Annotated in this window: 22 protein-coding genes; 10 read left to right on the forward strand and 12 right to left on the reverse strand. The window is 73.2% G+C overall.

Annotation, left to right across the window (positions count from 1 at the left end; translation table 11 throughout):
- Positions 1-10: 10 nt before the first annotated feature.
- The 3 genes from ACQEVI_RS04845 to ACQEVI_RS04855 form a co-directional block, all read right to left on the reverse strand.
- Positions 11-436, reverse strand: a complete 426-nt coding sequence (locus ACQEVI_RS04845) for a VOC family protein (RefSeq protein WP_432895259.1) — start codon at positions 434-436, stop codon at positions 11-13.
- A 149-nt stretch (positions 437-585) separates the two neighbouring features.
- A complete protein-coding gene (locus ACQEVI_RS04850) occupies positions 586-1,428 on the reverse strand; it encodes a siderophore-interacting protein (protein WP_432895260.1) in 843 nt (280 codons plus the stop codon).
- Positions 1,429-1,447: 19 nt separating this feature from the next.
- Positions 1,448-2,836, reverse strand: coding sequence for an MFS transporter (locus ACQEVI_RS04855; RefSeq protein WP_432895262.1), 1,389 nt, complete (start codon positions 2,834-2,836; stop codon positions 1,448-1,450).
- A gap of 159 nt (positions 2,837-2,995) precedes the next feature.
- Between ACQEVI_RS04855 and ACQEVI_RS04860 the strand changes: the two genes are divergently transcribed.
- The 7 genes from ACQEVI_RS04860 to mqo all read left to right on the forward strand — a co-directional run bounded on the left by ACQEVI_RS04860 (position 2,996) and on the right by mqo (position 8,945).
- Positions 2,996-3,631, forward strand: coding sequence for an N-acetyltransferase family protein (locus tag ACQEVI_RS04860; protein ID WP_432895264.1), 636 nt, complete (start codon positions 2,996-2,998; stop codon positions 3,629-3,631).
- A 75-nt stretch (positions 3,632-3,706) separates the two neighbouring features.
- Positions 3,707-4,924, forward strand: a complete 1,218-nt coding sequence (locus ACQEVI_RS04865; RefSeq protein WP_432895266.1) for a GNAT family N-acetyltransferase — start codon at positions 3,707-3,709, stop codon at positions 4,922-4,924.
- An 88-nt stretch (positions 4,925-5,012) separates the two neighbouring features.
- Positions 5,013-5,231, forward strand: a complete 219-nt coding sequence (locus ACQEVI_RS04870) for an SCO4848 family membrane protein (RefSeq protein WP_432895268.1) — start codon at positions 5,013-5,015, stop codon at positions 5,229-5,231.
- A 96-nt stretch (positions 5,232-5,327) separates the two neighbouring features.
- The gene (locus tag ACQEVI_RS04875) at positions 5,328-5,879 is read left to right on the forward strand and encodes a TetR/AcrR family transcriptional regulator (protein WP_432895269.1); all 552 of its coding nucleotides are present in this window, start codon (positions 5,328-5,330) and stop codon (positions 5,877-5,879) included.
- A 28-nt stretch (positions 5,880-5,907) separates the two neighbouring features.
- The gene (locus tag ACQEVI_RS04880) at positions 5,908-6,561 is read left to right on the forward strand and encodes a pyridoxine/pyridoxamine 5'-phosphate oxidase (protein WP_432895271.1); all 654 of its coding nucleotides are present in this window, start codon (positions 5,908-5,910) and stop codon (positions 6,559-6,561) included.
- A 103-nt stretch (positions 6,562-6,664) separates the two neighbouring features.
- Positions 6,665-7,333, forward strand: a complete 669-nt coding sequence (locus ACQEVI_RS04885) for a maleylpyruvate isomerase family mycothiol-dependent enzyme (RefSeq protein ID WP_432895273.1) — start codon at positions 6,665-6,667, stop codon at positions 7,331-7,333.
- 112 nt (positions 7,334-7,445) lie between these two features.
- Positions 7,446-8,945, forward strand: a complete 1,500-nt coding sequence (gene mqo, locus ACQEVI_RS04890) for a malate dehydrogenase (quinone) (RefSeq protein WP_432895275.1) — start codon at positions 7,446-7,448, stop codon at positions 8,943-8,945.
- On the opposite strand, the gene ACQEVI_RS04895 is transcribed toward mqo, so the two are convergent.
- The 7 genes from ACQEVI_RS04895 to ACQEVI_RS04925 form a co-directional block, all read right to left on the reverse strand.
- Positions 8,929-10,248 carry an MFS transporter gene (locus tag ACQEVI_RS04895; RefSeq protein WP_432895277.1) on the reverse strand — a complete coding sequence of 440 codons (1,320 nt, stop codon included), beginning with the start codon at positions 10,246-10,248 and terminating at the stop codon, positions 8,929-8,931. The genes mqo and ACQEVI_RS04895 overlap by 17 nt on opposite strands.
- Before the next feature lie 61 nt (positions 10,249-10,309).
- Positions 10,310-10,894, reverse strand: a complete 585-nt coding sequence (locus ACQEVI_RS04900) for an ArsR/SmtB family transcription factor (protein WP_432895279.1) — start codon at positions 10,892-10,894, stop codon at positions 10,310-10,312.
- A 57-nt stretch (positions 10,895-10,951) separates the two neighbouring features.
- Complete coding sequence (locus ACQEVI_RS04905; protein WP_432895281.1) at positions 10,952-11,668, reverse strand: nucleotidyl transferase AbiEii/AbiGii toxin family protein; 717 nt, start codon at positions 11,666-11,668, stop codon at positions 10,952-10,954.
- Positions 11,669-11,727: 59 nt separating this feature from the next.
- A complete protein-coding gene (locus tag ACQEVI_RS04910) occupies positions 11,728-12,426 on the reverse strand; it encodes a type IV toxin-antitoxin system AbiEi family antitoxin domain-containing protein (protein WP_432895283.1) in 699 nt (232 codons plus the stop codon).
- A gap of 173 nt (positions 12,427-12,599) precedes the next feature.
- The gene (locus ACQEVI_RS04915) at positions 12,600-14,096 is read right to left on the reverse strand and encodes a hypothetical protein (RefSeq protein WP_432895285.1); all 1,497 of its coding nucleotides are present in this window, start codon (positions 14,094-14,096) and stop codon (positions 12,600-12,602) included.
- Positions 14,077-15,603: a hypothetical protein gene (locus ACQEVI_RS04920; protein ID WP_432895287.1), complete on the reverse strand. Its 1,527-nt coding sequence runs from the start codon at positions 15,601-15,603 to the stop codon at positions 14,077-14,079. Before ACQEVI_RS04920 ends, ACQEVI_RS04915 begins: the two co-directional genes overlap by 20 nt.
- Positions 15,600-17,066: a condensation domain-containing protein gene (locus tag ACQEVI_RS04925; protein ID WP_432895289.1), complete on the reverse strand. Its 1,467-nt coding sequence runs from the start codon at positions 17,064-17,066 to the stop codon at positions 15,600-15,602. The genes ACQEVI_RS04920 and ACQEVI_RS04925 overlap by 4 nt, the downstream gene beginning before the upstream one ends.
- Positions 17,067-17,246: 180 nt before the next feature.
- Here ACQEVI_RS04925 and ACQEVI_RS04930 point away from each other — a divergent pair, with 180 nt between their 5' ends.
- A complete protein-coding gene (locus tag ACQEVI_RS04930) occupies positions 17,247-18,689 on the forward strand; it encodes a hypothetical protein (RefSeq protein ID WP_432895291.1) in 1,443 nt (480 codons plus the stop codon).
- Positions 18,690-18,709: 20 nt separating this feature from the next.
- Here ACQEVI_RS04930 and ACQEVI_RS04935 read toward each other — a convergent pair whose 3' ends face one another.
- Positions 18,710-20,029, reverse strand: coding sequence for a glycosyltransferase (locus ACQEVI_RS04935; protein WP_432895293.1), 1,320 nt, complete (start codon positions 20,027-20,029; stop codon positions 18,710-18,712).
- 38 nt (positions 20,030-20,067) lie between these two features.
- Here ACQEVI_RS04935 and ACQEVI_RS04940 point away from each other — a divergent pair, with 38 nt between their 5' ends.
- Complete coding sequence (locus ACQEVI_RS04940; protein WP_432895295.1) at positions 20,068-21,543, forward strand: hypothetical protein; 1,476 nt, start codon at positions 20,068-20,070, stop codon at positions 21,541-21,543.
- A gap of 16 nt (positions 21,544-21,559) precedes the next feature.
- On the opposite strand, the gene ACQEVI_RS04945 is transcribed toward ACQEVI_RS04940, so the two are convergent.
- Positions 21,560-21,988 (reverse strand): hypothetical protein, encoded by a 429-nt coding sequence (locus tag ACQEVI_RS04945; protein WP_432895297.1) that lies wholly within the window; start codon positions 21,986-21,988, stop codon positions 21,560-21,562.
- A gap of 176 nt (positions 21,989-22,164) precedes the next feature.
- On the opposite strand from ACQEVI_RS04945, the gene ACQEVI_RS04950 reads away from it, so the two are divergent.
- Positions 22,165-23,985 (forward strand): cholesterol oxidase substrate-binding domain-containing protein, encoded by a 1,821-nt coding sequence (locus tag ACQEVI_RS04950; protein ID WP_432895299.1) that lies wholly within the window; start codon positions 22,165-22,167, stop codon positions 23,983-23,985.
- The last annotated feature ends 1 nt before the right edge of the window (position 23,986 follow it).

A 23,986-nucleotide genomic window follows, 5' to 3' on the forward strand; every position in this document is an offset into this window, starting at 1 on the left:
ACGCCGGGGCTCATGCGTCGGCCGCTCCGGTCGGCGCCGGCTGTGCGGCGGCCTCGGCCTCCGAACGCAGGACGCAGAACTCGTTGCCCTCGGGGTCGGCAAGGGTCACCCAGCCGCTGCCGGGGCCGTACTGACCGCGGTGGTCGCCGAGCACCGTTGCGCCGTGCGCGACGAGTCGTTCGATCTCGGTGTCCCGGAGGTCTACCCGGGGGCGCAGGTCGAGGTGGAGCCGGTTCTTGGCCGACCTGCCCTCCGGCACCTCGATGAACAGGACTGACACACCCTTGCCGGCCGGGTCCACGATCATGCACTCGTCGTGGCCGGGCAGGTTCGGGTCACCGGGTACGTCCTCGTAGCCGAGCACCGGTTTCCACCACTGGGAGAGCGAGTAGGCGTCGGCGCAGTCCACGGTCACGTGCGAGATGAAGGAAGTCACGCCGGGACCCTGACACACCCGCCCGCCCGCACCAACCCTTTTCCCCCGCCCCCGGCCGGCCCTCCTCAGGACTCGAGTGGTCGGCAGAACGTCAGGTGGTCGGTACCTCGAAATGCCGACTACCTGACATTCTGCCGACCACCCTCGGCTCAGCCCGGGGAAGAGCGGCCGTGCCGCCAGTAGCCCACGAAGTCCACCTGTGCCTTGGGTACGCCGCGCTCGTTGACCAGGTGCCGCCGCGCGCCGGTCGCCAGCGACGACTCGCCGACGGTGAACGCGTACACGTCGGCGACCGGCCCGGCCGGCTCGAGCTCGTGCAGCTCCGCGAGCGCGGCCTGTCCCGGGACGGCGTGCGCGTCGGACCGCACCACCCACCGGACCTCGACGCCGGACGGCGCCCGGAACTCCTGCTTGTCCCCGGCTGTCGGCACCTCGATGAGGGCGGTGCCGCGGGCGTCGTCCGGAAGCGACTCGCAGATGCCGGCTACGGCGGGCAGCCCGGACTCGTCGGCCACCAGGAGCATCCAGCCGTGCGGGTGGTTCGCGTCGAAGGTGATGCCCTGATCGAGGATGCCGACGCGCATCCCCCGGTCGGCGGCCTGGGCGAAGCCGGCCCCCGGACCCGAGGCGTGCTCGGGGTCGCCCGGGGTCTCGTCCCCTGCTGCGTGCAGCACGAAGTCGACGTCTATCTCGTTCAGGTCGGGCCGCGCGGCGCGGACGGTGTAGTTGCGCACCCAGGGGCGCTGGGCCTTCGGGGTGGTGAGGTATTCCGCGTACCAGAGCCCCGAGGTCCGCTTGGGCAGGCGCAGCATGTCCTGTCCGGCGCGGGGCAGGAAGAGGCGGAACCACTGGTCGTAGCCCGCCGGCGTGAGGTGGGCGAGATCGTCACCACCGAGCGTCACGCGCATCATGTTCGGCGTGACCCGCTTGGTGTTGACGACCTCAGCCATCACGACATGCGGATCGACCGCTTTGCGCCCCTTGAATGCCATGCGCTGAGGTTAGGCACACCTAAGTCGGTTTGACCAGTGTCTGGTTCGGATCTACCCCACGTGCGTTCCGGATCCCCGCCAGGGACAGCAGCCCGCCGACCACGAGCAGGGCCGCGGCCACGAGGAGCGCGCGGTGGAACGAGGCGACGTCGAGCACGCCGCCGGTGATGATGCCCGCGAACGCCACGGTGAGCAGCCCGGCGACCCGCGAGACCGCGTTGTTCACCGCGGAGCCGATGCCGGCGTCGTGGGCCGGGACGGCGCCGAGGATGGCCGCCGTCAGGGGCGCCACCGTGATCGAGAGGCCGAGGCCGAACACGAGCTGACCGGGCAGCACCTGGGTCGGGTAGAACGCGGTCTCGTCCATCGAGAGCATCAGGAGGAACCCGGCCGCCGCGACGATCGGGCCCAGCGTCATGAACAGCCGCGGCCCGTACCGGCCGGCGAGCGTGCCGAACCAGGCCGACAGCAGGATCATCGCGAGCGTGGTCGGCAGCTGGGCCACCCCGGACCACGTCGCGGAGTACCCGGCGACCTGCTGCAGGAACAGCGTGAGCACGAAGCCGCCCAGCGAGAGCGCACCGTAGATCGCGAAGGTCGCGAGGTTCCCCCACGCGAAGTTGCGCGCCTCGAACAGGCGCAGCGGCAGCATCGGGTCGGCGGCCCGCCGCTGGTAGAGCACGAACGACACCAGCATCACCGCACCCGCGAGGACGGACACCAGGATCACCGGCGAGGTCCACCCGAGCCGCTCCCCCTCGATGAGCCCGAACACCACGCCCGCGAGGCCGAACGCGGCCAGCGCGGCTCCCGGGACGTCGACCCGCCGGCCGGGCTCGCCCTCCGCGGCGGGCACCCCGCGCAGCAGCCAGAGCGTCACGGCGATGACCGGAACGTTGATCCAGAACACCCAGCGCCAGGAGGCGAGATCGACGAGCATGCCGCCGACGAACGGGCCGACGATCATCGCCGCGGTCGTCCACGACGTCCACCGGCCGATCGCACGCGACTGCGCCTCGCCGCCGAACGTCGCGACGATCAGGGCCAGCGAGCTCGGGACCAGCAGGGCGCCCGCCACCCCCTGCAGCGCGCGGGCGATGACGAGGACGGGACCGGTGGGGGCTATCGCGCACAGCACCGAGGCGACAGCGAAGCCCACGAGCCCGGCCGCCAGCACCTGGCGCCGTCCGTAGACGTCGGACACCGAGCCGGCGACGAGCATCAGCGCGCCGAGCGTCACCAGGTACGCGTCGACGACCCACTGCTGCAGGGCCAGGGCCTCCACGCCCTCACCGCCGAGCTCTCCCGCGATGGCGGGCAGCGCGACGCTCACGACCGTGCCGTCGAGGAACGACACGAACGAACCGAGGATCGCGACGAGGAGCACCCGTCTCTGGAGCGTGGTCACGAGCCACACGCTATGCCCAGCCACCGACAGACAGACATCCGGACGCGGCTTCGCCTACGGCGCGCCGTACTCGCCGCGCGAGGCGTACCCGCTCGGCCCACGGTCGTCAAGCCCGCGCTGCGATCATCGCGTCCGGCCTGTTCAGGGCAGGATCCGTCCATGGACAGCATCGTCCGCGTCGCGACTCCAGACGACGCCGCAGCCTGCGCCGCCATCTACGCCCCGTTCGTCGCCGACTCGGCGGCGACCTTCGAGACCAGCCCGCCGGACTCCCGCGAGATGACGCGCCGGATCGAGCGGTTCTTCGGCCGCGAGACGTGGCTCGTGCTCGAGGCGGACGGCGTGTTGGCCGGCTTCGCGTACGCCAGACCGTTCGCGGACCGCCCGACGTTCCGGTGGACGCTGGAGACCAACGTGTACGTCGCCGCAGACCACCAGCGGCAGGGCGTCGGTCGCACCCTGTACAGCGCGCTCCTCGCGCGGCTCGCACGCCGCGGGTACCACCGCGCGATCGCGAGCATCGTGCTGCCGAACGACCCGGCCATCGCGCTGCACGAGGCGGCGGGCTTCCACCGCGCGGGCTCGTTCGAGAAGATCGGCTGGAAGCTCGGCCAGTGGCACGACGCGGTGCTCTTCCAGCGCGACCTGGTGCCCGACGACGGCTCCGCCCCCGGGGACCGCCGAGCCGACGCGGAGCTGCCGGGGCTGCTCACACCGGAGCCGCTCGAGGTGACGCGCACGCCGCTGTTCCGGCCCCACCCCGCGGAGGATCTGGTCACCTACTTCGGCGACTGACAACCTGGAGCCGGTCCGGAGCTCAGCCTCGAATTCGGATGGATGCGCAAGAGCCCAATGTCTAGGGTCGCCTCCATGAGCCTCACCGTGCGACCCGTCAAGTACGCCGACCAGCCGGACTACACCCGCCTCGGCGGAGAGGCGTTCGGCACGCCGGGCGACGGCCGTCCGGTCCCGACGCGCGAGGAGTGGGAGGCCGCAGGCTTCCGCGAGTGGGGTGCGTTCGACGACGACGGCCTGGCCGCACGCCTGCGCGTGTACGGGTTCACGTCGTGGTTCCACGGCGCACGGGTGCCGACAGCGGGCGTCGCCGGGGTCGCCGTCGAGCCCGAGCGCCGCGGATCCGGCCACCTCGGCCGGCTCTTCGACGCCGCGCTGGAGCAGGCGCGGGAGCACGGCGAGGTGATCTCCACGCTCTACCCCACGGCGCCGGGCATCTACCGCGGGCTCGGCTACGAGGTGGTCGGCTCGTACGACGACGTCGACGTCCCCCTGCTGAACCTGAACCGCGTCGCGGCACCCGAAGGGGTGGTCACGCGCCGGGCGGGCATCGCCGACTTCGATGCGATGGTCGCCGTCCACCACCGGTGGGCCGCCGCCCAGAACGGTCCGGTGTCGCGGGCGGAGAAGCCGTTCTGGACCCCGCCGGAGAAGTTCTTCGCCGACTACACGGGCGTCACCCTCGCGATCGACACGACGGAGGGCACGGCGGGCGAGGTGATCGGCTTCGCGAGCTGGATCCGCGGCGAGGGCTACACGCCCGCCACCGCCCTCATGGAGGTCGACGACCTCATCGCCCTGACGCCCGATGCCGCCCGCGCGCTGTGGCGCACGCTCGGCAGCTTCTCGACGGTGGTCGGCACGGCACGGGTGTCGACGTCGGGCCTCGATCCCGCCTGGCTGGTGCTGCCCGACCTGACCTCCACGGTGCACTCGGCCCACCCGTACATGCTGCGGATCCTGGACGTGGCCGGGGCATTGGGCGGCGTCCGCTCGCCGCTGGAGGGCGCCCGCGTCCCGTTCGCGGTCCGCGGCGCGCGGGATCTCGACGGAGCGTGGACGCTCACGGTGTCCGACGGCGTCACGCACCTCGAGCGCGACGCCCTCACGATCGAGGACGCGCACCACCAGCGACCTGTGCTCAGCCCGAACGGGCTGGCGCTGCTGTACGCGGGCGCGCAGTCCGCGGCGAACCTGCGGCTGGCGGGCCACCTGACCGGTGCCCCGACCCACGACACGGCCCTGACCGCCCTGTTCCCGCCACGCCAGCTCCACGTCCGCGACTACTTCTGACCCGGACGGCTGTTGACCATGCACTTGCTGCCAGGACCGGGGCATCCTTGGCAGCAGGTGCATGGTCGATCGCCGTCATACTGGGGCCGTGGATATCCCGGTTGTCTGGTCCGTCGTGCTCATTGCCACCGCCGCCTGGAACCTGCTCATCTGGCCGCGGTTCTGGCAGCGCATCGCCGCCGACCCCCGGTCGCGCGACGCCGACGGGCGGGCGACGAGGTTCCTCACCGTGCACAGCGTGCTGATCGCGGTCTCGCTCGCGCTCGCCCTGGCGGTCGGCGTGCTGGGCGTCATCACCCTGTTCTGAGCCACTACCCGTAGGACGCCCAGGTCACGCACCTGACCTGGGCGTTCAGGGCTCTCTTGGTTGCGCACCATACCTGGAGGTAGGTATGGTGCGGCGATGAGCACGCCGACCGCACGCGACCGCCTCATCGACGCCGCGCAGGACCTCTTCGCCGTCCAAGGGGTCGGGCCGACGAGCCCCCGCGCGGTGCTGGCGGCCTCCGGCGTCGGACAGGGCAGCCTCTACCACCACTTCCCCACCAAGCACGACCTCGCCGTGGCTGCCGTCGGCGCGACCGTCGACCAGCTCCTCGCCCGGGCGATGACGACGCTGGGCAGCGACTCCCCCGCGATCCAGCGGCTCGTCGCCTACCTCGAGCGGCCGCGCGACGCCCTGGCGGGCTGCCGGATCGGCCGCCTCACCGCCGAACAGGCAGTGCTGGACGACGACGGCCTGCGCGACGTGCTCGCCGCCTACTTCGTGCGCCTGCTCGGCGTCCTCACCACGATCTTCCGCGAGACCGGGCTGCCCGACGACGTCGCCCGCGACCGGGCGCACGCCGCCCTCGCGATCATCCAGGGCGGCTACGTCCTGGCCCGCGCCACGCAGGACCCGGAAGCCCTGACCGCCGCGGTGCGCGGCTTCGTCGGCCTGCTGACCGACGGCTGACCAACCGGCTGACCAACAAGGAGGACACGTGACCTTCCGCGAGCGCCTGCGCGCCCTGCCCACCTTCGCCCGGCCGGGACTCCCGGCCTTCGACCCGGACGCCGCGCCGCCCACGCCGCACGAGCTGTTCGTGACCTGGATGGACGAGGCGATCGAGGCGGACCTGCTCGCGGCGCACGCCATGACGCTCTCGACGGCCGAGCCGTCGGGGCGGGTGCATGCGCGGACCGTGGCGCTCAAGGACGTGACGGCGGACGGCTGGTGGTTCGCCTCGCAGTCCTCGGGTCCCAAGGGCCGCGACCTGGCGGCCAACCCGCATGCGGCGCTGACGTTCTTCTGGCCCGAGCTGGGCCGCCAGGTCAAGGTGACGGGCAGCGCGGCGTCGGCGGGCGAGGAGGCGAGCCGTGCGGACTTTCTCGCGCGACCCGACGCCTCGCGGGCCGCCGGGATCGTCAACCGCCAGAGCGAGCCGCTGGCGTCCCGGGAGGAGTACGTGCGGGCCTTCGCGGAGGCCCTCGCCGTGGTCACCGCCGACACCGAGCTGACCGCCCCGGAGTGGACCGCGTACGTGCTGGCCCCGACGGAGGTCGAGTTCTGGCAGGCGCCCGACGACGGCCCGCACACCCGTCTGCTGTACCGGGCCGAGGTCACCGGCTGGGCCCGCGGCCTCCTTTGGCCCTGACCCCACCCGGCCCACCAACTTGTCAGACGTACAGGTCACCCGGCTGACCTCCACGTCTGACAACCCGATCCGATCGTATGACTTCCTTGGAGGGACCAACACCGTGAGCACCACCAGCACCGTCTCGCACGCCCTCGCCGATTCCGACACGGGCCTCGGCACGCTGATCTCCGCCGTCGGGCACCTGACCGACGCTGACCTCGCCGCGCCGTCGACCCTGGAGGGCTGGACGCGCGGGCACGTGCTGTCCCACGTCGCGGCGTTGGGCAACGCGCTGCGCGGCCAGGCGCAGGCCGCCGAACGCGGCGAGGTGGTCCCCGTGTACGCGAGCCAGGAGGCCCGCGACGCCGGGATCGAGGCGGGCTCGGGCCGCACGGTGTCCGAGCACCTCGCGGTCCTCGGCGCCCTGCGCAACGACCTGGCGAGCGCCTGGCCCGAGCCCGGGTCGCCGCTCTGGGCCGCTCCCAGCGGGTACCGCGGCGGCCCCCTCTCGGGCTGCGTGCTCGCCTGGTGGCGCGAGGTGCGGATCCACTCGGTGGACGCCCTGGCCGGCACGTCCCAGGAGGTCGGGTACGAGACGTGGGACGACACCCTGTGCGCCCACCTGCGCGAGTTCCTGGCGGTGCGGCTGCCCGACGGCGTCGCCGTCGACAACATCGCCGGTGACCCGCGGGACGTCACGGCGTGGCTCGCCGGGCGTACGCCGGCGAACCCGCTGCCGGGCGAGCTGCCCGAGCTGGGGCCGTGGCCGTCCGCGGTCCCCGCTCGCTGAGCGGGAGGTGCGGCGGCGGGCGCTGTGAGCGTGAGGGAGGTCACGGATCGCATCACGTGATTCACGCCACAGCGCTCGTTCAACTTTTCACAAGCCCGCTAATGTACCTGTCGTGACTTCTTATCTCCAGACAGCCCCGCGTCCCTCCGAAGAGGTCGACGTCGCGCTGATCGGCGGGGGGATCATGAGCGCCACCCTCGGCGCGCTGCTCACGATCCTCGAGCCGACCTGGCGTATCGGAATCTACGAGCGCCTGGACGAGGTGGCACTCGAGTCGTCGAACCCGTGGAACAACGCGGGCACCGGCCACGCCGCACTCTGCGAGCTGAACTACACGCCCGAGCGCAAGGACGGCTCGGTCGACATCTCCAAGGCGGTGAAGATCAACGAGCAGTTCCACACCTCCCGCGAGTTCTGGAACCACCTCCTGACCGCCGGCCTGATGGAGGGCACCGACTTCATCAACGTCACGCCCCACATGACGTTCGTGCGCGGCGCCGAGAACGTCGACTTCCTCCGCCGCCGCTACGAGGCGCTCAGCGCGCACCCGCTGTTCAGCGACATGGAGTTCAGCTCGGACCCCGAGGTCATCGGGCAGTGGACGCCGCTGATGACCCAGGACCGCGACGCCGACGAGCCGATCGCGGCCACGCGCGCCGCCGCGGGCACCGACGTCGACTTCGGGTCGCTGACCAAGAAGCTCGTCGAGTTCGCTACGGCGCACAACACCGAGCTGCACCTGAACCACGAGGTCCGGGGCCTGAAGAAGCTGCGGGACGGGCGCTGGCGCCTGAACCTGCACGACCGGTCCTGGAACGCGGGCACCCGCCGTCGTACCGTCCGGGCGAAGTTCGTCTTCGTCGGCGCGGGCGGTGGCGCGCTGCCGCTGCTGCAGGCTTCCGGCATCAAGGAGGCGCGCGGGTACGGCGGCTTCCCGATCTCCGGCGAGTTCCTGCGCACGGACAACCCGGCCATCGTGTCCCAGCACCAGGCCAAGGTGTACGGCAAGGCCGACGTCGGCGCGCCGCCGATGTCCGTGCCGCACCTGGACACGCGCATCGTGGACGGCAAGAGCTACCTGATGTTCGGCCCGTACGCCGGGTTCAGCCCCAAGTACCTCAAGAAGGGCAAGTACCTGGGCCTGATCACGTCGCTGCGCGCGCACAACGTGTTCTCGATGCTGGGCGCCGGCGTGAAGAACCTCGACCTGACCAGCTACCTGGTGGGTCAGGTCGTGGCCGCGCCGGAGACCAAGTTCCACGAGCTGCAGCGGTTCATGCCGACCGCGCAGCCGGGCGACTGGGAGAAGATCACCGCGGGCCAGCGCGTCCAGGTCATCAAGTGGGTCAAGGGCAAGGGTGGCGTGCTGGAGTTCGGCACCGAGGTCGTCGCAGCCCAGGACGGCACCATCGCCGGCCTGCTGGGCGCGTCCCCGGGTGCGTCGACCGCCGTCGCCGCCATGACCGGGCTGCTCGAGCGCTGCTTCCCCGAGCGGTACGCCGAGTGGAAGCCGCAGCTCACCTCGATGATGCCGAGCCTCGACGGCGGCGCGGACTACGACGCCGCGGAGCTCACCGGCGGCATCGACCGGCGGGTCACCGCGGGAGCCTGACCGCCGCCGCCGAACGGGACGGCTGGCCGCCCAGCCGTCCCGTCGGCAGCTCCCGCATCCGCGCCAGGGGCGAGAGCAGCACGCCCCAGCACGCGAGGCAGTGCACGGCCGCCATCACGAGGATCGTCTCGCGGACGCCGATCTCCCCGCCGAGCCAGCCCGCGACGACGCCGGCCGCCGGCATGGTGCCGAAGTTCACCACCTGCATCACCGTCATCACCCGGCCGCGCAGGCCGGCCGGCACGTACCGGAGCCGCCACGCGTTCCGGATCACGTTGCCCGCCACCACGAACAGGCCGGTCAGGAAGCCGCCGGCCGCGGTGATCACCGCGCCCGAGCCCGGCAGGCCCGCGCCGACGAGCAGCGCGGCGGGGCCGCAGAGCACCAGCAGTGTCGTGGAGGCCCGGCCGCTCCCGAGGAACCTGCTCAGATACGGGGCGACGACGGCGCCCACCACCCCGCCTCCACCCGCCACCGCGAGGACAGCGCCGACCCCTGCCTCGGTCAGGTGCAGGTCGCGCACGAGGAACAGGACCAGGAGCGCCCCGTACCCCGTGAGCCCGAAGTTGGACAGTCCGCCGATGCCCACGAGCCACGGGATGTAGCGGTCGCGGCGCACCAGGTCCACCCCCTCGCGGATGCGCGCGAGCAGGGGTTCGGCCGGGCCGTCGGGCACCTTCGCCGGACGGGGCAGCCGGATCCGCCACAGGCACACGGCGGACCAGAGGAAGGTCGCGGCGTCGAGCGCGATCCCGGCCGCAGCCGTGAGCCACTGGGCGAGGAGGCCGCCCAGACCCGGCCCGGCCACCTGCGCGGCGGACTCCGTGCCGAACAGGCGCGAGCTCGCGGACTCGAGCTGTTCGGCGGGCACCACCTCGGGCAGGAACACCTGGTACGCGGTCCGGAAGAACACCGTGCAGACCCCACCCACCAGACCCACCACAGCTATGTGGGTCAGCGTGAGGACCTCGAGCGCGAAGGCCAGCGGCAGGCTCCCGAAGGCGGCGGCGGACACGAGGTTCGCGACGATCATCACCCGCCGGGCCGGGAGCCGGTCCACCCACGCGCCCGCCGGCAGGCCGATCACCAGCCACGGCAGCCACGTCGCGGCCGCGATGAGCCCCATCCAGGTAGGACCGGCGTCGAGCTGGGTCACCGCGAGCAACGGGAGCAGCGTCGAGCTCGTCGCGTTGCCGACGAGGCTCACGCCCTCGCCCAGCCAGAGCAGGCCGAAGGCTCGGTTGCGCCCGAGAGGCCGCGCGGCGGAGGCGGTATCGCGGGGAGGCGCTGTCGACGTCGTCATATCGACAGGCTAGACGTACAAGACTTCTTGTACAAGTGTCCTTGTTCAGTTGAGGACTGGGTCAGGGCTGCGAGGGGAACGCTCGCGCGAACAGGAAGACGTGCTCACGCCCCTCCATGCCGTCCGAGGCGTCGACCGCCCGGCTCCGCTCCTTCCAGCGTCCCACCACCGCGTTGATCTCGTCGCCGAGCTCGCTCAGCTCGTCCGGGGTGAGCCGCAGCCAGGAGTCCGTGGCGAGCTCGGCCCGGCCCCACTCCTCGTTCGTCTCGGAACGCTCCAGCCAGGCGCGGGCCCGCTCGACCTGACGCGCCAGCATGAACTCCTCCGCGGCCACCGCCTGCCGCTGGCTCTCGGCGTCCTGCGGCAGCGTCGACCGGCCCCAGGTGATGGACCGCGCCGCACGGCGCCACCAGCGCTCCCGCCCGTCGCGCGCCAGCTCCGGTGCCTCCTCGACGAGCCGGGCGGTCGCCAGCACCCGCATGTGATGGCTGATGCTCCCGACCGCCAGCCCGGTGCGCTCGGCCAGCGCCGACGCCGTGGCGGGCCCCTGCGCCGTCAGCGAGTCGAGCAGGCGGGAGCGCGCGGGGTTGGCCAGGGCGGAGACGGCCCTGGCCTCGGTGAGCGTACGGACGTCGTCGGAAGCCATGTAGGCAGGGTAGGACGGCGCCAACGGCGGCGTCGCCCCGCGGCGACCAGTCCCGGCCTAGTCGTCCAGCCGCGCAAGCAACAGCTCGATCACGGCCTCCGCTGCATCCGGGACCGAATAGCCGGCCGGGACGGTGACAAGCAGGCGGTCCAGGTCCGTGGCGAACGTTGGATCGCCGACCTTCCGACGAAGATTTGCGATCGCCTGTGCAGATGTGAGGCCGTCCGGGCGGTAGGGTCCAACGCTCGCGAGGATCTCGTCAGGCAGCAACGCCATCTCCGTCAGAGCCAGCCACAGGTCGAACAGGTCCCGGCCCTTCGACCTCTGGTACAGCGCACGAATCTTTGTCGCGACGAGCTCCGCCGGGTGGAACGTCAGGATCTTGGCGCTTCCGGTCCACCACTCCGAGTCGACTGAGTGTTCCAAGCGCTGCAGCGCTCGGGCCGGTGACCGCTCATGTGTGTTCACCTCGATCTTGAGCCGCAGTGGAACCCCGGAGTCCGATACGGCGCGCCAAAAGACCTTCGGGTGCTCCGAGACACGTGTCCGAACCTCGAAGCCCAGGCCCTGGCCCGCCTCGGTCAGCGCTGCCATCAGCGGCTTGATCCCGCCCTGCGTCCTGCGCACATAGTCCAGGTCTTCGCTGTACCGATAACCGGTGACCAGATGCAGCTTGTGCAACGCAGTGCCTCCGCGAAAGACCAGCTCCTCGCCGAGATACTCGTGCTCGGCGATCACGCACATGGCACGGGACAGCAGCAGGTCCTGTTCCACCTGATCGACTGTCGGCCAAGGGTGCGACACGGACCAGGCGGTAATGGCAGAACGAGGGATCACAGGTCGGGCTCCACAGTGGTGTTCAGGCGGACGTTCCAGCGGCCGTCGAGTGGACCGACCTTTCCTCGGGTCGGGTCCAGACGCGCCTGCCCCCCGGCTCGTTCACGCACGGCATCCGCGACCGGTCCGAGAGCCGTGTCTCCGAACCGTTCCAGCAACCAGCCGATGCGTTGCAGGGCGGCAGCCGGATACTCGCGCGCGACCTCCACTAGAGTGCCAGGGTCGAAGCTGTCCTGCTCGGCGAGTTCCGCAATAACGGTGGCGGCGTTGTCCATTCCGGCCGCCGCCTGCACATCGGCAGCGATGTCGAGCATCGTCGTGTGCACCGTGGAGATCTGCACGACACCAGTCCGCGTGACCCGACGCTCGATCGGGACCCGCATCACCGCAGACCTCGTGAGGAACTCGAACCGGGTCCGTCCGACCTGACGGCCTCTGAGGCCCTTCGAGGTCGCCACCTGGAAGACCTGCGGGGCCTGGTGTGCCGCCCCGTGCAGCTCCGCTGCAGCCAACCAGCCGACGTAGTACCGAGCGTCGGCGTAGTCCATCATCGCCGCCACGATCTCTATACCGGGCGGCGCACCCCAGGTGCGGAACTCCGGCGGTACAGGGACCCAGAGACCACGCATCGGCGATACCCATTCACCACGCTGTGCGGGCACGCGAAGGCGGACCCTTACCTGCTCCTCAGGCACAGCGAGGATGGTGGCGACTTCGGTCGCCGTCAGGTGTGTCACCCCCCGGGCCAATGCCCAGTCAGCAAGCTTGCTTGCCTTAGGCACCACGGACCGCGCTGCGCCCTCCATAACACAGAACGATACACTTTATGTATCTTTCCGCAGAATCACGGGCGCACCCGTCGTGTTGCTCAGCCCGTAGCCAGCTCCGTAAGTCGTGCCGCCCAGCGGTCGAGCAGAGCGTCGATCGTCTCCACCGCGACGTCGGTGCGCGGCATGCGCGCCCGGACCGCCACGCCGTCGTCGGTGCGGGACACCCAGATCTGCAGGTCGTCGGCCCGGGTCGCGGCCGAGACGTGGTGCGCCCGCCGTTCGGCGGCCGCCGCGTGGCCGGGGAGCCGGCGATAGTCCAGATAGGACATCTGGAAGATGTCTCGCCGCGGGAACCGTAGGGGCTGCGGCAGCGTCTCGACGAGCTGTTCCAGCGGGACCGCGGACAGCGCCCGCGCGGCCCGCAGCGCCTGGCCTGTGGCGGCGAGCGCCATGTCCGTGACGACGCCGGTCCCTGCTCCGGTCGAGGCCCAGGCTCCCGCCGGCACCGGGGCGTCCACCTCGATGCGCAGCGGCACCGTGGTCGTGTGCCAGCCGACGGCCCGACGCGCCGACTCGTCGGCTCGGGTATGCACCGGCAGGAGCGTCTCCAGCACGGTGGGGCCGCCGAGGTCGGCGACGGCCCGGGCGAACGTGGCCAGCACGGCGGCCGACGTCGATGCACCGGCCCCTGCGGCGCGTCCGGCGACGGCGTCCGCGGTTGTGGAGTCAGCCAGGGAGCGGACGACGGTGCGTTGGGGTGCCCGCTCGCCGTCGGGCACGCCGAGCGGGAGGGGGAACACGGGCAGCGCCCAGCCCTGGTCGCGGAGGAATCCGTGCCAGGTCGCGAGCCGCGGGTCGTCGGCGCCGACAAACACCGGGCCGACCGGGTCGTTCGCCGGCAGGGTCAACGCGTCCGGCAGGGTCAACACGTCCGGCAGGGTCAACACGTCCGGCAAGGCCGGCGCGTCCGCGGACGGCGCCGCAGCCACGGCCCCGGCGCCCGCCGCGACCGCTCCGGCCATGGCGAGGACAGGCGCCGCGTGCCGGGCATGCTCCGCGTAGAGCGTGGCAAGCTCCTCGACGACCACGGTCGTGGACCACGCGTCGGTGTGCAGGTGGTCCATGCCCAGCACGATCGTGGAGCGGTCCGGGCGGCTGATCCCCGCAGGCAGGAATGCCGGGTAGCCGAACGGCGCGCACCGCCGGCCGAGCTCGGCGACCAGGTGCGCGCGGGTGGCCTCGACAGTGCGGGTGGCGGGTCCGTCGTGGCGCTGCCAGACCAGGCTGCCGGGCTCGTGCTGCACGAGGCCGACGTCAGTGCCCAGCCGCCGAACCGCCTCGACTCGCAAGCCCGGGTGACCGACCACGAGGTCCCGGAAGGCTGCCTCCAGGGCATCGACGTCGACGGGCCCGTCGACGTCGAACGCGGCGGTGATCCATACGCTCGGCTCGCCGCGCTCCGCCCCGAGGAGGTGGTTGCGCTGGTTGAAGGTGATCGGCGCGGGCTCGGGCACCAGGCCTGCTCCCGGCGTGACGTCCCAGGTGAGGACCTGGCCCGGCGCGGGCTCCCAGAGGTCAGCCGAGAGAACCCGCACCGGTCGCCTCCAGGCGCTCGTCCCGGACGCCGCCGGCCGCCGAAGGCCCGCCGACCGCCGCCTCGAACGTGGCGGCCAGCTCGGCGATGTACCGGTCGACGGCGGCCTGCGCCGCCGGCGCGTCCGGACTCTGCGTGACGAGATACAGCCGCTCGTGGTCCCGGTTCACCCACAGCGACGCGTTGGCGGTGCAGCCCTCCCCCGTGAAGTGCAGGCCGTTGTCGTAGGCCGGTCGGCCCGCGCCCGGGAACCGGCGCAGGTCCAGGTAGCTGATCAGCTGCGGGCTGCCGAGCGCGTCGGGGTCGAGCACGCCGTCGGCCAGCATGACGCCGAGCGCGGCGTGCACCGGGACCTTCGCCACCTTCCTGGCCTGCCGGAACGCCGCGTCGGCGGCTTGCAGGACCGCGGTGAACGGTGCCGGCCCGCCGTCGTCGGCCACGGGGAACGTGACCGGGGCGAAGTTGCACAGCCAGCCCTGGGTGGTCTCGAAACCGGGCCCGCGCGTGCCGACCACGGTGACGCCGAACCAGTCGGTGGCGCCGGTGAGCCGGGCGTCGGTGAGCGCGATGCCCGCGAACACCGCACCGGTGAAGCGGGCGCCGTGGGCGGCGGTGAGCTCGTCCAGGCGGGCGAGGCCTGCGGCGTCCAGCAGGGTCGCCGATCGGATCCGCACCGGGGCGGTCTCGCCGGGTGGCAGGCCGAGGTCCAGCGCGAAGCCGGGTAGGCGGCCGCCGTGCGCGGCGACGGCGTCGGCCCACGCCCGGATCTCCGGGGCGTCCGCGGGAGTCGCTGCGGCGAGGGCGTGCTCCGCCTCGGCGTGGGCGAGGAAGGAGCCCGCGGTGTCGGGGTCCGGTCTCGACAGGCTCGACCCGCGCGGACCGCTCGACGAGCGGGACGGGTCCAGCTCCTCCGCGTACAGCTCCTCGAGCTCGCTGAGCACCATGAGCTGTGACGCCCCGTCCGTGAACGCGTGGTCGCACCCCCAGAACAGGCCGAACCCGTCGTCGGCGACCACGGCCCCGAGGGCGAACGGCGCCCAGGCGTCGGGGCGGCAGACGGCGACGAACGTCTCGGTGAGGTGCGTGGTCACCCAGTCGTCCCACGAGCCGCCCGGCCGCGGCGCGAACGCGGGCACCGCGACCGGCTCGAAGGCGACGGCGTCCGCCGGTACCAGGTGCCGCACGGGCGTACCGCCGGCGGCGCACGCGTCGACGTCGAACCAGGTGCGCAGGCCCTCGTGCCGCCGAACCAGCCGGGTGAGCGCGCGGGCCAGCGCCGCGCCGTCGAACACGCCGTCCAGGTAAGTGGCCGTGCCGGTCCAGGCGCGGTGCCGGCCGCCGGACGCCCGGCGCGCCGCATAGGCGCGCAGGTGGTCGCCCTGGAGGAACGACGGCGGTCCGGGGTCCACCGGAGCCGACGCCGCGGCGGCGCGCGCCTGCTCCGTCGGCCGCACGTGCAGCACCTGGCCGGGCCTCGTGGTCCACGTGCCCATCGTGCCGAGGATCATGCGACCGCCTCCCGCAGGCTCGCCGTGCCGAAGGCCCGGAAGCAGTCGCGGAGCTCCGCGACCAGCGCGTCCATCGCGGCGTGCGCCTCGGGGGTGTCCGGGTACCTCGTGGAGACGTTGAGCCCGTCGTGGGTGCGCAGGAACCACAGGTAGAGCTCGTCGGTGCCGTACGCGGGGCTGCGCAGGGTCCGTGCCTCCCAGGTGCTCCAGCGTTCGGCGCCCGGCACGAACCGGGTGTCGACGTACGACACGGCGAAGTGCGGGCCGTCGGTGATGCCGCCCAGCTCGGCGATGCGCGCGAACGAGTACCGCACCAGGGGTTTGCCCGCGGAGACCGCCGTGTGCACGCGCTCGATGGTCGCGGTCAGGGCGTCGCCGTCGATGACGGGGGTCTGCTCGCCCTGGCCGGCGGAGACCGTACGCAGCACCGGGTCCACGCCCCCGAGGTCGAGGTCCACGGGGCACAGGCCCACGTACCAGCCGACGGCGGCCGCGTGCTGCGGCGCGTACCGGGTGTGCATCGGCAGGACGAACCGCAGCCGGTCGGGCCCGTGCACCCGCCGCGCGGCCTGCGCGAACGCGGCGAGCACGCCGGACTGGGCGGAAGCGCCGCGGGCGCGGCTGCGGGCGCTCAGGTCGTCGGTCTGGTCCGCCGTGGCGAGCCGGTACGACCGGGACGCCTGCGGGCGGGCCGCCTCGGCGGCGTCGAGGGCCGGGCGGGTGACCCCGGTGCCGTAGCGCGGAAAGGTCACCTCGGGGCCGAGGAAGTCGAGCCAGCGGCGCACCGGCTCGCCGTCGGCGGCCAGCGTCATGGCGAGCTTGCGGTCCTCGGCGGAGAAGTCCACGTGGGAGCCGACCTCGAGGGCGCGCAGGTCGGCGTCGGGCACGCCCTGGCGGGCGGCGTCGTACAGGGAGACGATCTCCTCGAACCACAGGAGCTGGGAGTACGCGTCCATCACCGAGTGGTCGGCACCGAACGCGAGCACGAAGTGGTCGGCGCGCTCCGGCCCTGAGTCCGGGTCCGGGGCCGCCGGGACGACGCTCGCCAGGACGCAGTGCGGCCAGGCGGTCGGCGAGACGTCGGCGAGCAGGCTCGGCAGCAGCGCGGTCACCTGGTCGGTGGTCAGGTCGCCGACCACCAGGTCCCGGATCGCGACGGCCTCCGCGGGGGCGGTCACCCGGCGCCAGCCCTGACCGGCGTCGCGGGTGACGGTGGCCCGGAGCACCTCGTGGCGGCTCATCCACGCGTGGATCGCGCGGCGCAGCGGCTCGGCCTCGTACGGGCCGGGCACCCGCAGCACCGACCCGATCCACGAACCCGGCGCGGAGTCGCGCAGGTGCGCCTCGTGCCCCGGGGACAGCTCTCTGGGGTCCTGCAGCCAGCGGCCGGCGTCGGCGCGCGGCGTCCATGACGTCACGGTCCCGGCCGGCAGGTCGTAGGCCGAAAGCTCGGTGTATTCCATGCGTGCGGATCCCTAGATCGTTCTGTGGGCACGGCCAGCACGACGTCGGACGAGTTCCGCGGACCCCTTGCGGCGACAGTTATACCGGATATAGCGGGTGAAAGTCAGCCTCATGGGTATGGTTCACCCGAACTATGACGGTTACCCCAGAACGGGACCGGCCCGAGACGGAGGACGAGCGTGCCGAACCAGGCGTCCGCGCTACGGCTGCAGTTTGCCGACGACATGTTCCTGCGCAGGCACGACGGCGAAGCCAGTCCGGCCGTCAACCAGGTGCTGTGGCGCCTCGACGGTCCGTACGACGCGGGCCGTCTGCGCGAGCTGGCCGAGGGGCTCGCCGCCGGGTCCCTGCACCGGCGGGTCGTGCGCGCTCGGGTGCCCGGCGCCCGGCACCGGTGGGCACCCGCGGGCACGCTGCCCGCGCTCGACCTGCAGACGACGACCGTCGCCGAGAGCGCCGTCGGAACCTGGGCGCAGGCGCAGGCCGACCTCCCCCTCGACCCCGCCCACGGCCACTCCTGGCGGCTCGCGGCGGCGGACGTGGTGGCGGACGTGGTGACGGACGTGGTGGCGGACCCCGCAGCGGGTGCTGGTGGGGGCGGCTCCGTCGTCGGCGGCATCGTGTCCCTGACCTGCGCACATGCCGTCGCGGACGGCGCCGCGCTGATCGACGCCCTGGTGCGCGCGTCGACGCACGCCGCCCCGATAGTGGTCCCGGCGCCCGAGCGCGGGACGCGAGCGCTGCTCGCGGATGCCGCCGACGCCGCCGCACAGGCCGCGGCCGTCGCGCGCTGGGCGCAGGCGCGGACGCGCCAGGCCGCACGCGGGCGGCGGACGCCGCCCGCCACTCCGCAGGCCGGGCCTGGTACGCCGTTGGTCGAGCCTGTCGAGACCCCGGTTCCGACAGGCTCGACCAACGGGGGTTCAACCAGCGAAGGCGGGGACCGCTGGCGGGCCCCCGTGCTGCATCTCGAGCTCCCGGCCGACCAGGTGGCGCAGGTCGCCGCCGAGCACGGCGGGACGCCCAACACGTGGTTCGTCGCGTTCCTCGCCCGCCTCGTGCACGCCACGGGCCGGTTCCCGGGCGAGCCGGTACCCGTCGCGCTCCCGGTGTCCACGCGGGGCGAGGACGACCCGCGCGCCAACTCCACGAAGATCGCCCGGGTCACGATCCCGGCCGACGTGCTCGCCACGCGCGACCTCGGCTGGGTGCGGGCGGCGACCAAGGAGGCGTACACCGCCGTCGGCCGGGCGGAGCCTGGCGTGTCGCCCGTACCGCTCGAGCTGGTGCAGATGCTGCCCGACACCGTCGTGAGCAAGCTGCCGCAGCCGCCCGTCGCCGCCGCGCTGGCGTCCAACCTCGGCACTCCGCCCGACGGTTACACGCAGGCGCCCGGCGGCGCGGTCCGTGCGGTGGCCACGCTGTCGCACTACCAGGGGGCCGGCGCGGCCGAGCTGCGTGCCGCCGGTGGTGGGCTGGTCGCCTTCTGCACGACGGTGGGCCACACGACGGTGCTCAGCGTCGCCGGCCTGGACCCCGACCGCGTGGCCGATGCCGACGCGCTGCGCGACCTGGTGCTGGCCGAGGCGGACGTCTGGCAGATCCCGGCGGAGCCGTGGTGACGGTGCGCCACGGCACAGCCTCAGCCGGAGAGAGCGCCGGAGAACACGCCGGAGACAGCGTCGGCCGCCGCGGCGACCGCCCGGTCGGCGGGCACGAGCCGCGCGCCGAGCGCTACGGCCCGGGCAGCGGTCGCGTCGTCGAGCACCTCGGCGAGGGCCCCGGCGAGCACGCCGGGCTGTGTGAGCGTGCTCGCGCGGCGCGCGACCCCGACCCCGGCGCCCCGCAGCAGGTCACCCCACATGGGCTGGTCGGCCGAGTACCAGCCGACGACGGCGGGCAGCCCCGCCCGCAGCACCGCACCGGTGGTGCCCGCACCGCCGTGGTGCACCGCCGCGCGGCAGCGGGGCAGGACCGCCGCGTGGTCGACGGCGCCGACCACGCGCACCCGCCTCTCGTCCACGCCGGAACCGGGGACGCCGCCGTCGGCCGCCGAGAAGTCGTTCCAGCCGGCACTGACCAGCGCCCGCACCCCGAGCTCGGCGCACGCGGCGTCGACGGCGGCGAGCAGCGCGAGCAGGTCCGCGACGGGCATCGAGCCGAATCCGACGTAGACGGGCGGGTCGCCGTCGTCCAGCCAGGCCGCGAGGCCCTCCTCGAGATCGGCACCGGAGCCGGCCTCCCCGAGGCGGGCGCGGGCGTCGTCGTCCAGGGCGAGGAAGCCGGTCAGCGGACGGCGCGGACCCCACTCGTCCGCCAGGCCGGGGACGAGCGCCGGGTCATAGGCCTGGACCTCCACGACTCCGGCGTCGCGCAGCCTGGTGGGCAGGTGCACGCGGGCCCTGCCGAGGCCGAGCTCGCCGCGCTGGTCGTTCTCGGCGCGCCGGGTCAGGTCCCAGCGCACCCGCTCCCCCAGCGCCCAGGCGGCGCGCGTGGCGCCCGGCCCGCGCAGCCCGCTCACGGGCGACACGACCCGGTTGGCCCGGACCGGGCAGTAGTGCAGGGCGGCCATGCCGAGCCCGCGCCGCTCGGCGACGGCGGCGGCGACCTCCTGGCCGAGCAGGCCGGTCACCACCGTGTCGGCGCGGCCGACGTCGTCCAGCAGTGCCAGCAGGCCGGTGCGCAGCTCGTCCCAGCCCGCCGCCGCGACGGCGCGCAGCGCGCGCACCCGCCGCACGGGGTGAGGCGAGCGCATATCGCGCCGCACCAGGTCCGAGCCCAGCAGGGCCGCCGAGTCGATGCCGAGCGGCACCGGGTCCAGGCCCAGGCGTTCGGCGAGCGGCACGAGGTTGGGCGCGACACCGGTGACCACCTCGTGCCCGCGGCGGCGCAGCTCCAGACCTACCGCGAGCGCCGGCTGGACATCTCCTCGACTGCCCACCAGGGCCAGGACGTGACGCACGCGCGCACTCTACTCACCCGCCACCCACCGGAGGCCCCGTGACCAGCCCAGGGACCAGCCCAGCGACCACCACCGACGGGGCGGCCAGCAACCGCCTCACCTACGACGACGACCTCTTCCTCCGCACCCGCCGCGTGCTCGGGGTGGCGGTGGTGAACCAGACCGTCTGGCGTCTGCCCGCGCCGCTGGACGCCGCCGCCGTGCGCGTCCTGCACAGCGGCCTGGCCGACGGCCCGCTGCAGCGGGTGGTCCGGCCTGGCCGCCTCCCCGGCGCCCGGGCGCGCTGGTCGGCCTCCACGGTGTCGCTGGATCCGACGATCGAGTCCACCCCCGTGCCCGACGACGCCGTGCTCACCTGGGCGGACCGGCAGGCGCAGGCGAACCTGGACCCCGAGCACGGTCCCACCTGGGCCCTCGCGGCGGCGCCGACGGCGAGCGGCGGGAGCGTGCTCAGCTACATCACGTCACACGTGGTCGCCGACGGCGGGATGCACATCGGCGCGTTCCAGGCAGCGGTCGCGGCCGCCACGGTCGCAGCGGGCAAGGCCGCCATCGGCCGGACGGCCCCGGACGTGCGGCCCGCGGGCGCCGCGGGCGTGCCCGGGTCGCCGTCCGCCCGCAGGCTGCCCAAGGAGGGCGAGCGCATCCGGACCGGTCTCGTCGCCGACCTGCGCGACGCCACCGGGCAGGCGCGCGCGGCAGTGGACGGTCTGCGGCAGGCGGCCAGGCAGGGACCGGTGCCGCCGGTGCTCGCGCAGCAGTCGGCGGACCGGCCCCGCCCCGAGCCGCGCACCGACGACACGCAGCCCGCCAACCCGCCGGTGGTCGTCGTCGACACCGATGCCCCGACCTGGCACCGCACCGCGCACGCGGCCGGCGGGACGGCGAACAGCCTGCTCATCGCCGTCTGCACCGAGATCCTGCTCGCGGCCGGTGCCGCGACCGCGGGCATGCCGGTGCGCGTCTCCGTACCCGTCAGCCTGCGCGGCAAGGACGACCTGCGCTCCAACGCGACGTCCGGCGTCTCGATCGCCGTGGACACCACGGTGACCCCCGCGCCCGAGCGAGCCGGGGTCGTGACCGACATGGCGCAGATCCGCGCGAGCGCCGCGGCCGAGTTCCGGGCCCTGACGTCCGGCACCCGGGTGGACACCCTCGGTCCGCTGAAGCCGCTCATGCAGATGGTGCCCGACGCCGTCGCGAGGCGTGCCGCGCGAGACGCCACCGCGCCGCTGTGCCTGGCCTCGAACCTGGGCCGGCTGCCCGCGACGTTCGCCGCACCGCTGGGCACCTCGGCCTCGAGCGTGCTCATGCGCGGGGTCACGCAGGGCCTGACCCGCGGTCGCCTGCGTCAGATGCGCGGCGGCCTGGACTCCTGGTGGTCCGAGCACGACGGCGTGGCGACCCTGGTGGTCCTGGGCCTGGACGACGACAACCTGGGCGAACCGGCCCACATCCGGGCGGCGATAGAGAGCGTCTACGCCCGCCACGGCCTGCCGGCCCGCTTCTGGTAGCGGTCGGACGGCGGGGTCACGCCGTCATGTGGACCGGGGGGTGGCCGTTGGTTCGTGGTACCGGCTTGGGTGCGGGCTTCGGAGCCCGCCGGAGCGTCACCAGCACGCCGGCCGACGCCGCCGCGAACACGAGCACGCCGAAACCCGTGGCCCAGGCGTCGAGGTCGGCGGTCAGCGCGAAGGCGACGATCGCCGCCACGGGGACGACCAGGCCGATGAGCACCGAGTACCGGGCATGGAGGAGCACCCGCGCCGTCCGCGCGACGAACCAGCTCACGACCGCCCAGGTGAGCAGCGTGAGCGTGGTGCCGACGACCGACGCGAACACCTCGCCGGCGTTGTGGGCCCCGGCGGGCGGCCCGAAGTAGAAGAGCTCAGTGGTCGCGACAAGCACCAGGAACCCCACGATCGCGACCGTTCCGGTCACGAGAGAGCGTTTCAACACGCGGCCTCCGCACTGAGGATCTGCACCGGACTCTCCTGGCGCGCCCTTTATACCAAGTCGTTGCCGCGCGATGTCAGCGCGTCACCGTCAATTCACCCACAGAAGACCACAGGAAAGCAAAATGTGCGGCTCCGCCAACCCTGGTGTCGCACGTCGGATAATCGTACATTTGCGTCATGTCCGATCAGTCGGAACGTCTCCTCGGTCCTGCACCTTCCGCCGAACCCGCCGAACCCGCCGGAGCCGCCGGACTCTCCCGCCGTGGTGTCCTGCGCGCCGCGGCCGCCGGAGCGCTGAGCCTCCCGTTCGCGGCCGCCCTCGCGTCCCCGGCCACCGCCGTCACCATCCCGGCCGCCACCGCCGCCGGGGTCCCGAGCGCCGCGCCCGAGCTCCCCGCCGGGCTCATGCCCTACCGCTCCCCCTACATCAACTGGGCCGGCGAGATCACCCACGGCGGGCTCTGGGCCTGCGCGCCGCGCACCGGACAGGACCTCGCCCGCCTCGCCAACTGGGCGCGCGCCAACGGCTGGCGGCTCCGCGCCCGGGGCAAGTCGCACACCTGGTCGCCCCTGACCATCACCCAGGGCACCGAGCCGGACGCACCGATCCTGCTGCTGGACACCACCGTGCACCTGACGCACATGGAGCTCACGGCCCCGCCCGCCGGTGCTCCCGGCGCCGTCCGGGCACAGCCCGGCGTGACCATCGAGACGCTGATGGCGTTCCTCGCCGACCACGGGCTGGGGGTCACCAACACTCCCGCACCGGGTGAGCTGACCCTCGGCGGCACCCTCGCCATCGACGCCCACGGCACCAGCGTCCCGGCCGACGGCGAGACCGCCCGCCCTGGCCACACCTACGGCAGCCTCAGCAACCTCGTCCTGTCCCTCACCGCCGTCGTCTGGGATGCCGACGTAGACGCCTACGTGGTCAAGACGTTCCACCGAGGGACCGACGAGGAGTGCGAGGCGCTGGCCACCCACCTCGGGCGCGGCCTCGTCGCCGAGGTGGTGCTCCAGGCCGGCAAGGAGGTTCCGCTGCGGTGCCAGAGCCGCGTCGACCTCACCGCCGACGAGCTGTTCGCCGCCCCGGGCAGTGCGCTCGCCGCGCGCGGGAACACCTTCGCCGACTTCATGGCCGGGTCCGGGCGGGTGGAGACGATCTGGTTCGCGTTCACGGACAAGCCCTGGCTCAAGGTGTGGAGTCTCAGCCCCGAGCGCCCCCGCACGTCCAGGCGGGTGTACGCCCCGTACAACTACCCGTTCAGCGACGTCATCCCGACACCGGTGTCCCGCCTGGTCGGGCTGATCGTCGGTGGTTCATGGCATCTCGCACCCGTGCTCGGCGCCACGCAGTACACGGTGGCGGCGACCGGGCTGACCGCGACCCTCGCGACGGACCTCTGGGGTCCCGCGTACATGCTCCAGTTCTACCTACGTCCCACCACGCTGCGAGAGACCGCCAACGGGTACGGGATCCTCACCAGCCGCGCCGACGTCCAGCGTGTCGTCTCCGAGTTCGCCGCCTACTACGAGCAGCGGCTGGCGGCCTGGGCCGCCGAGGGCAGGTTCCCGGTCAACGGGCAGGTGGAGATCCGGGTCAGCGGCCTCGACCAGCCCGGCGACTCCGCGGCGCCGGGCGCACGTCCGCCGCTGCTGTCCGTCGTCCGCCCGCACCCCGACCACCCGGAGTTCGACTGCGCTGTATGGGTGGACGTGCTGACCCAGCCCACCTCGCCCGGAGCCCACGAGTTCTACCGGGAGCTCGAACAGTTCCTGATGAGCACCTTCGACGGCGGCTACGCGCTCGCGCGCGTCGAGTGGTCGAAGGGCTGGGCCTACACGGACGACGCGGCCTGGGCCGATGACGACGTCATCGAGTCGGCGATACCCGCCTCGTACGGCGCCGGGCAGTGGTCGGAAGCCGTCGCCGTCCTGGACCGGCTGGATCCGCACGGGGTGCTCGGCAACGAGTTCACGGACCGGCTGGTGCGCTGAG

This window comes from Promicromonospora sp. CA-289599 (genome assembly GCF_050936155.1).
Taxonomy (GTDB): Bacteria; Actinomycetota; Actinomycetes; order Actinomycetales; family Cellulomonadaceae; genus Promicromonospora.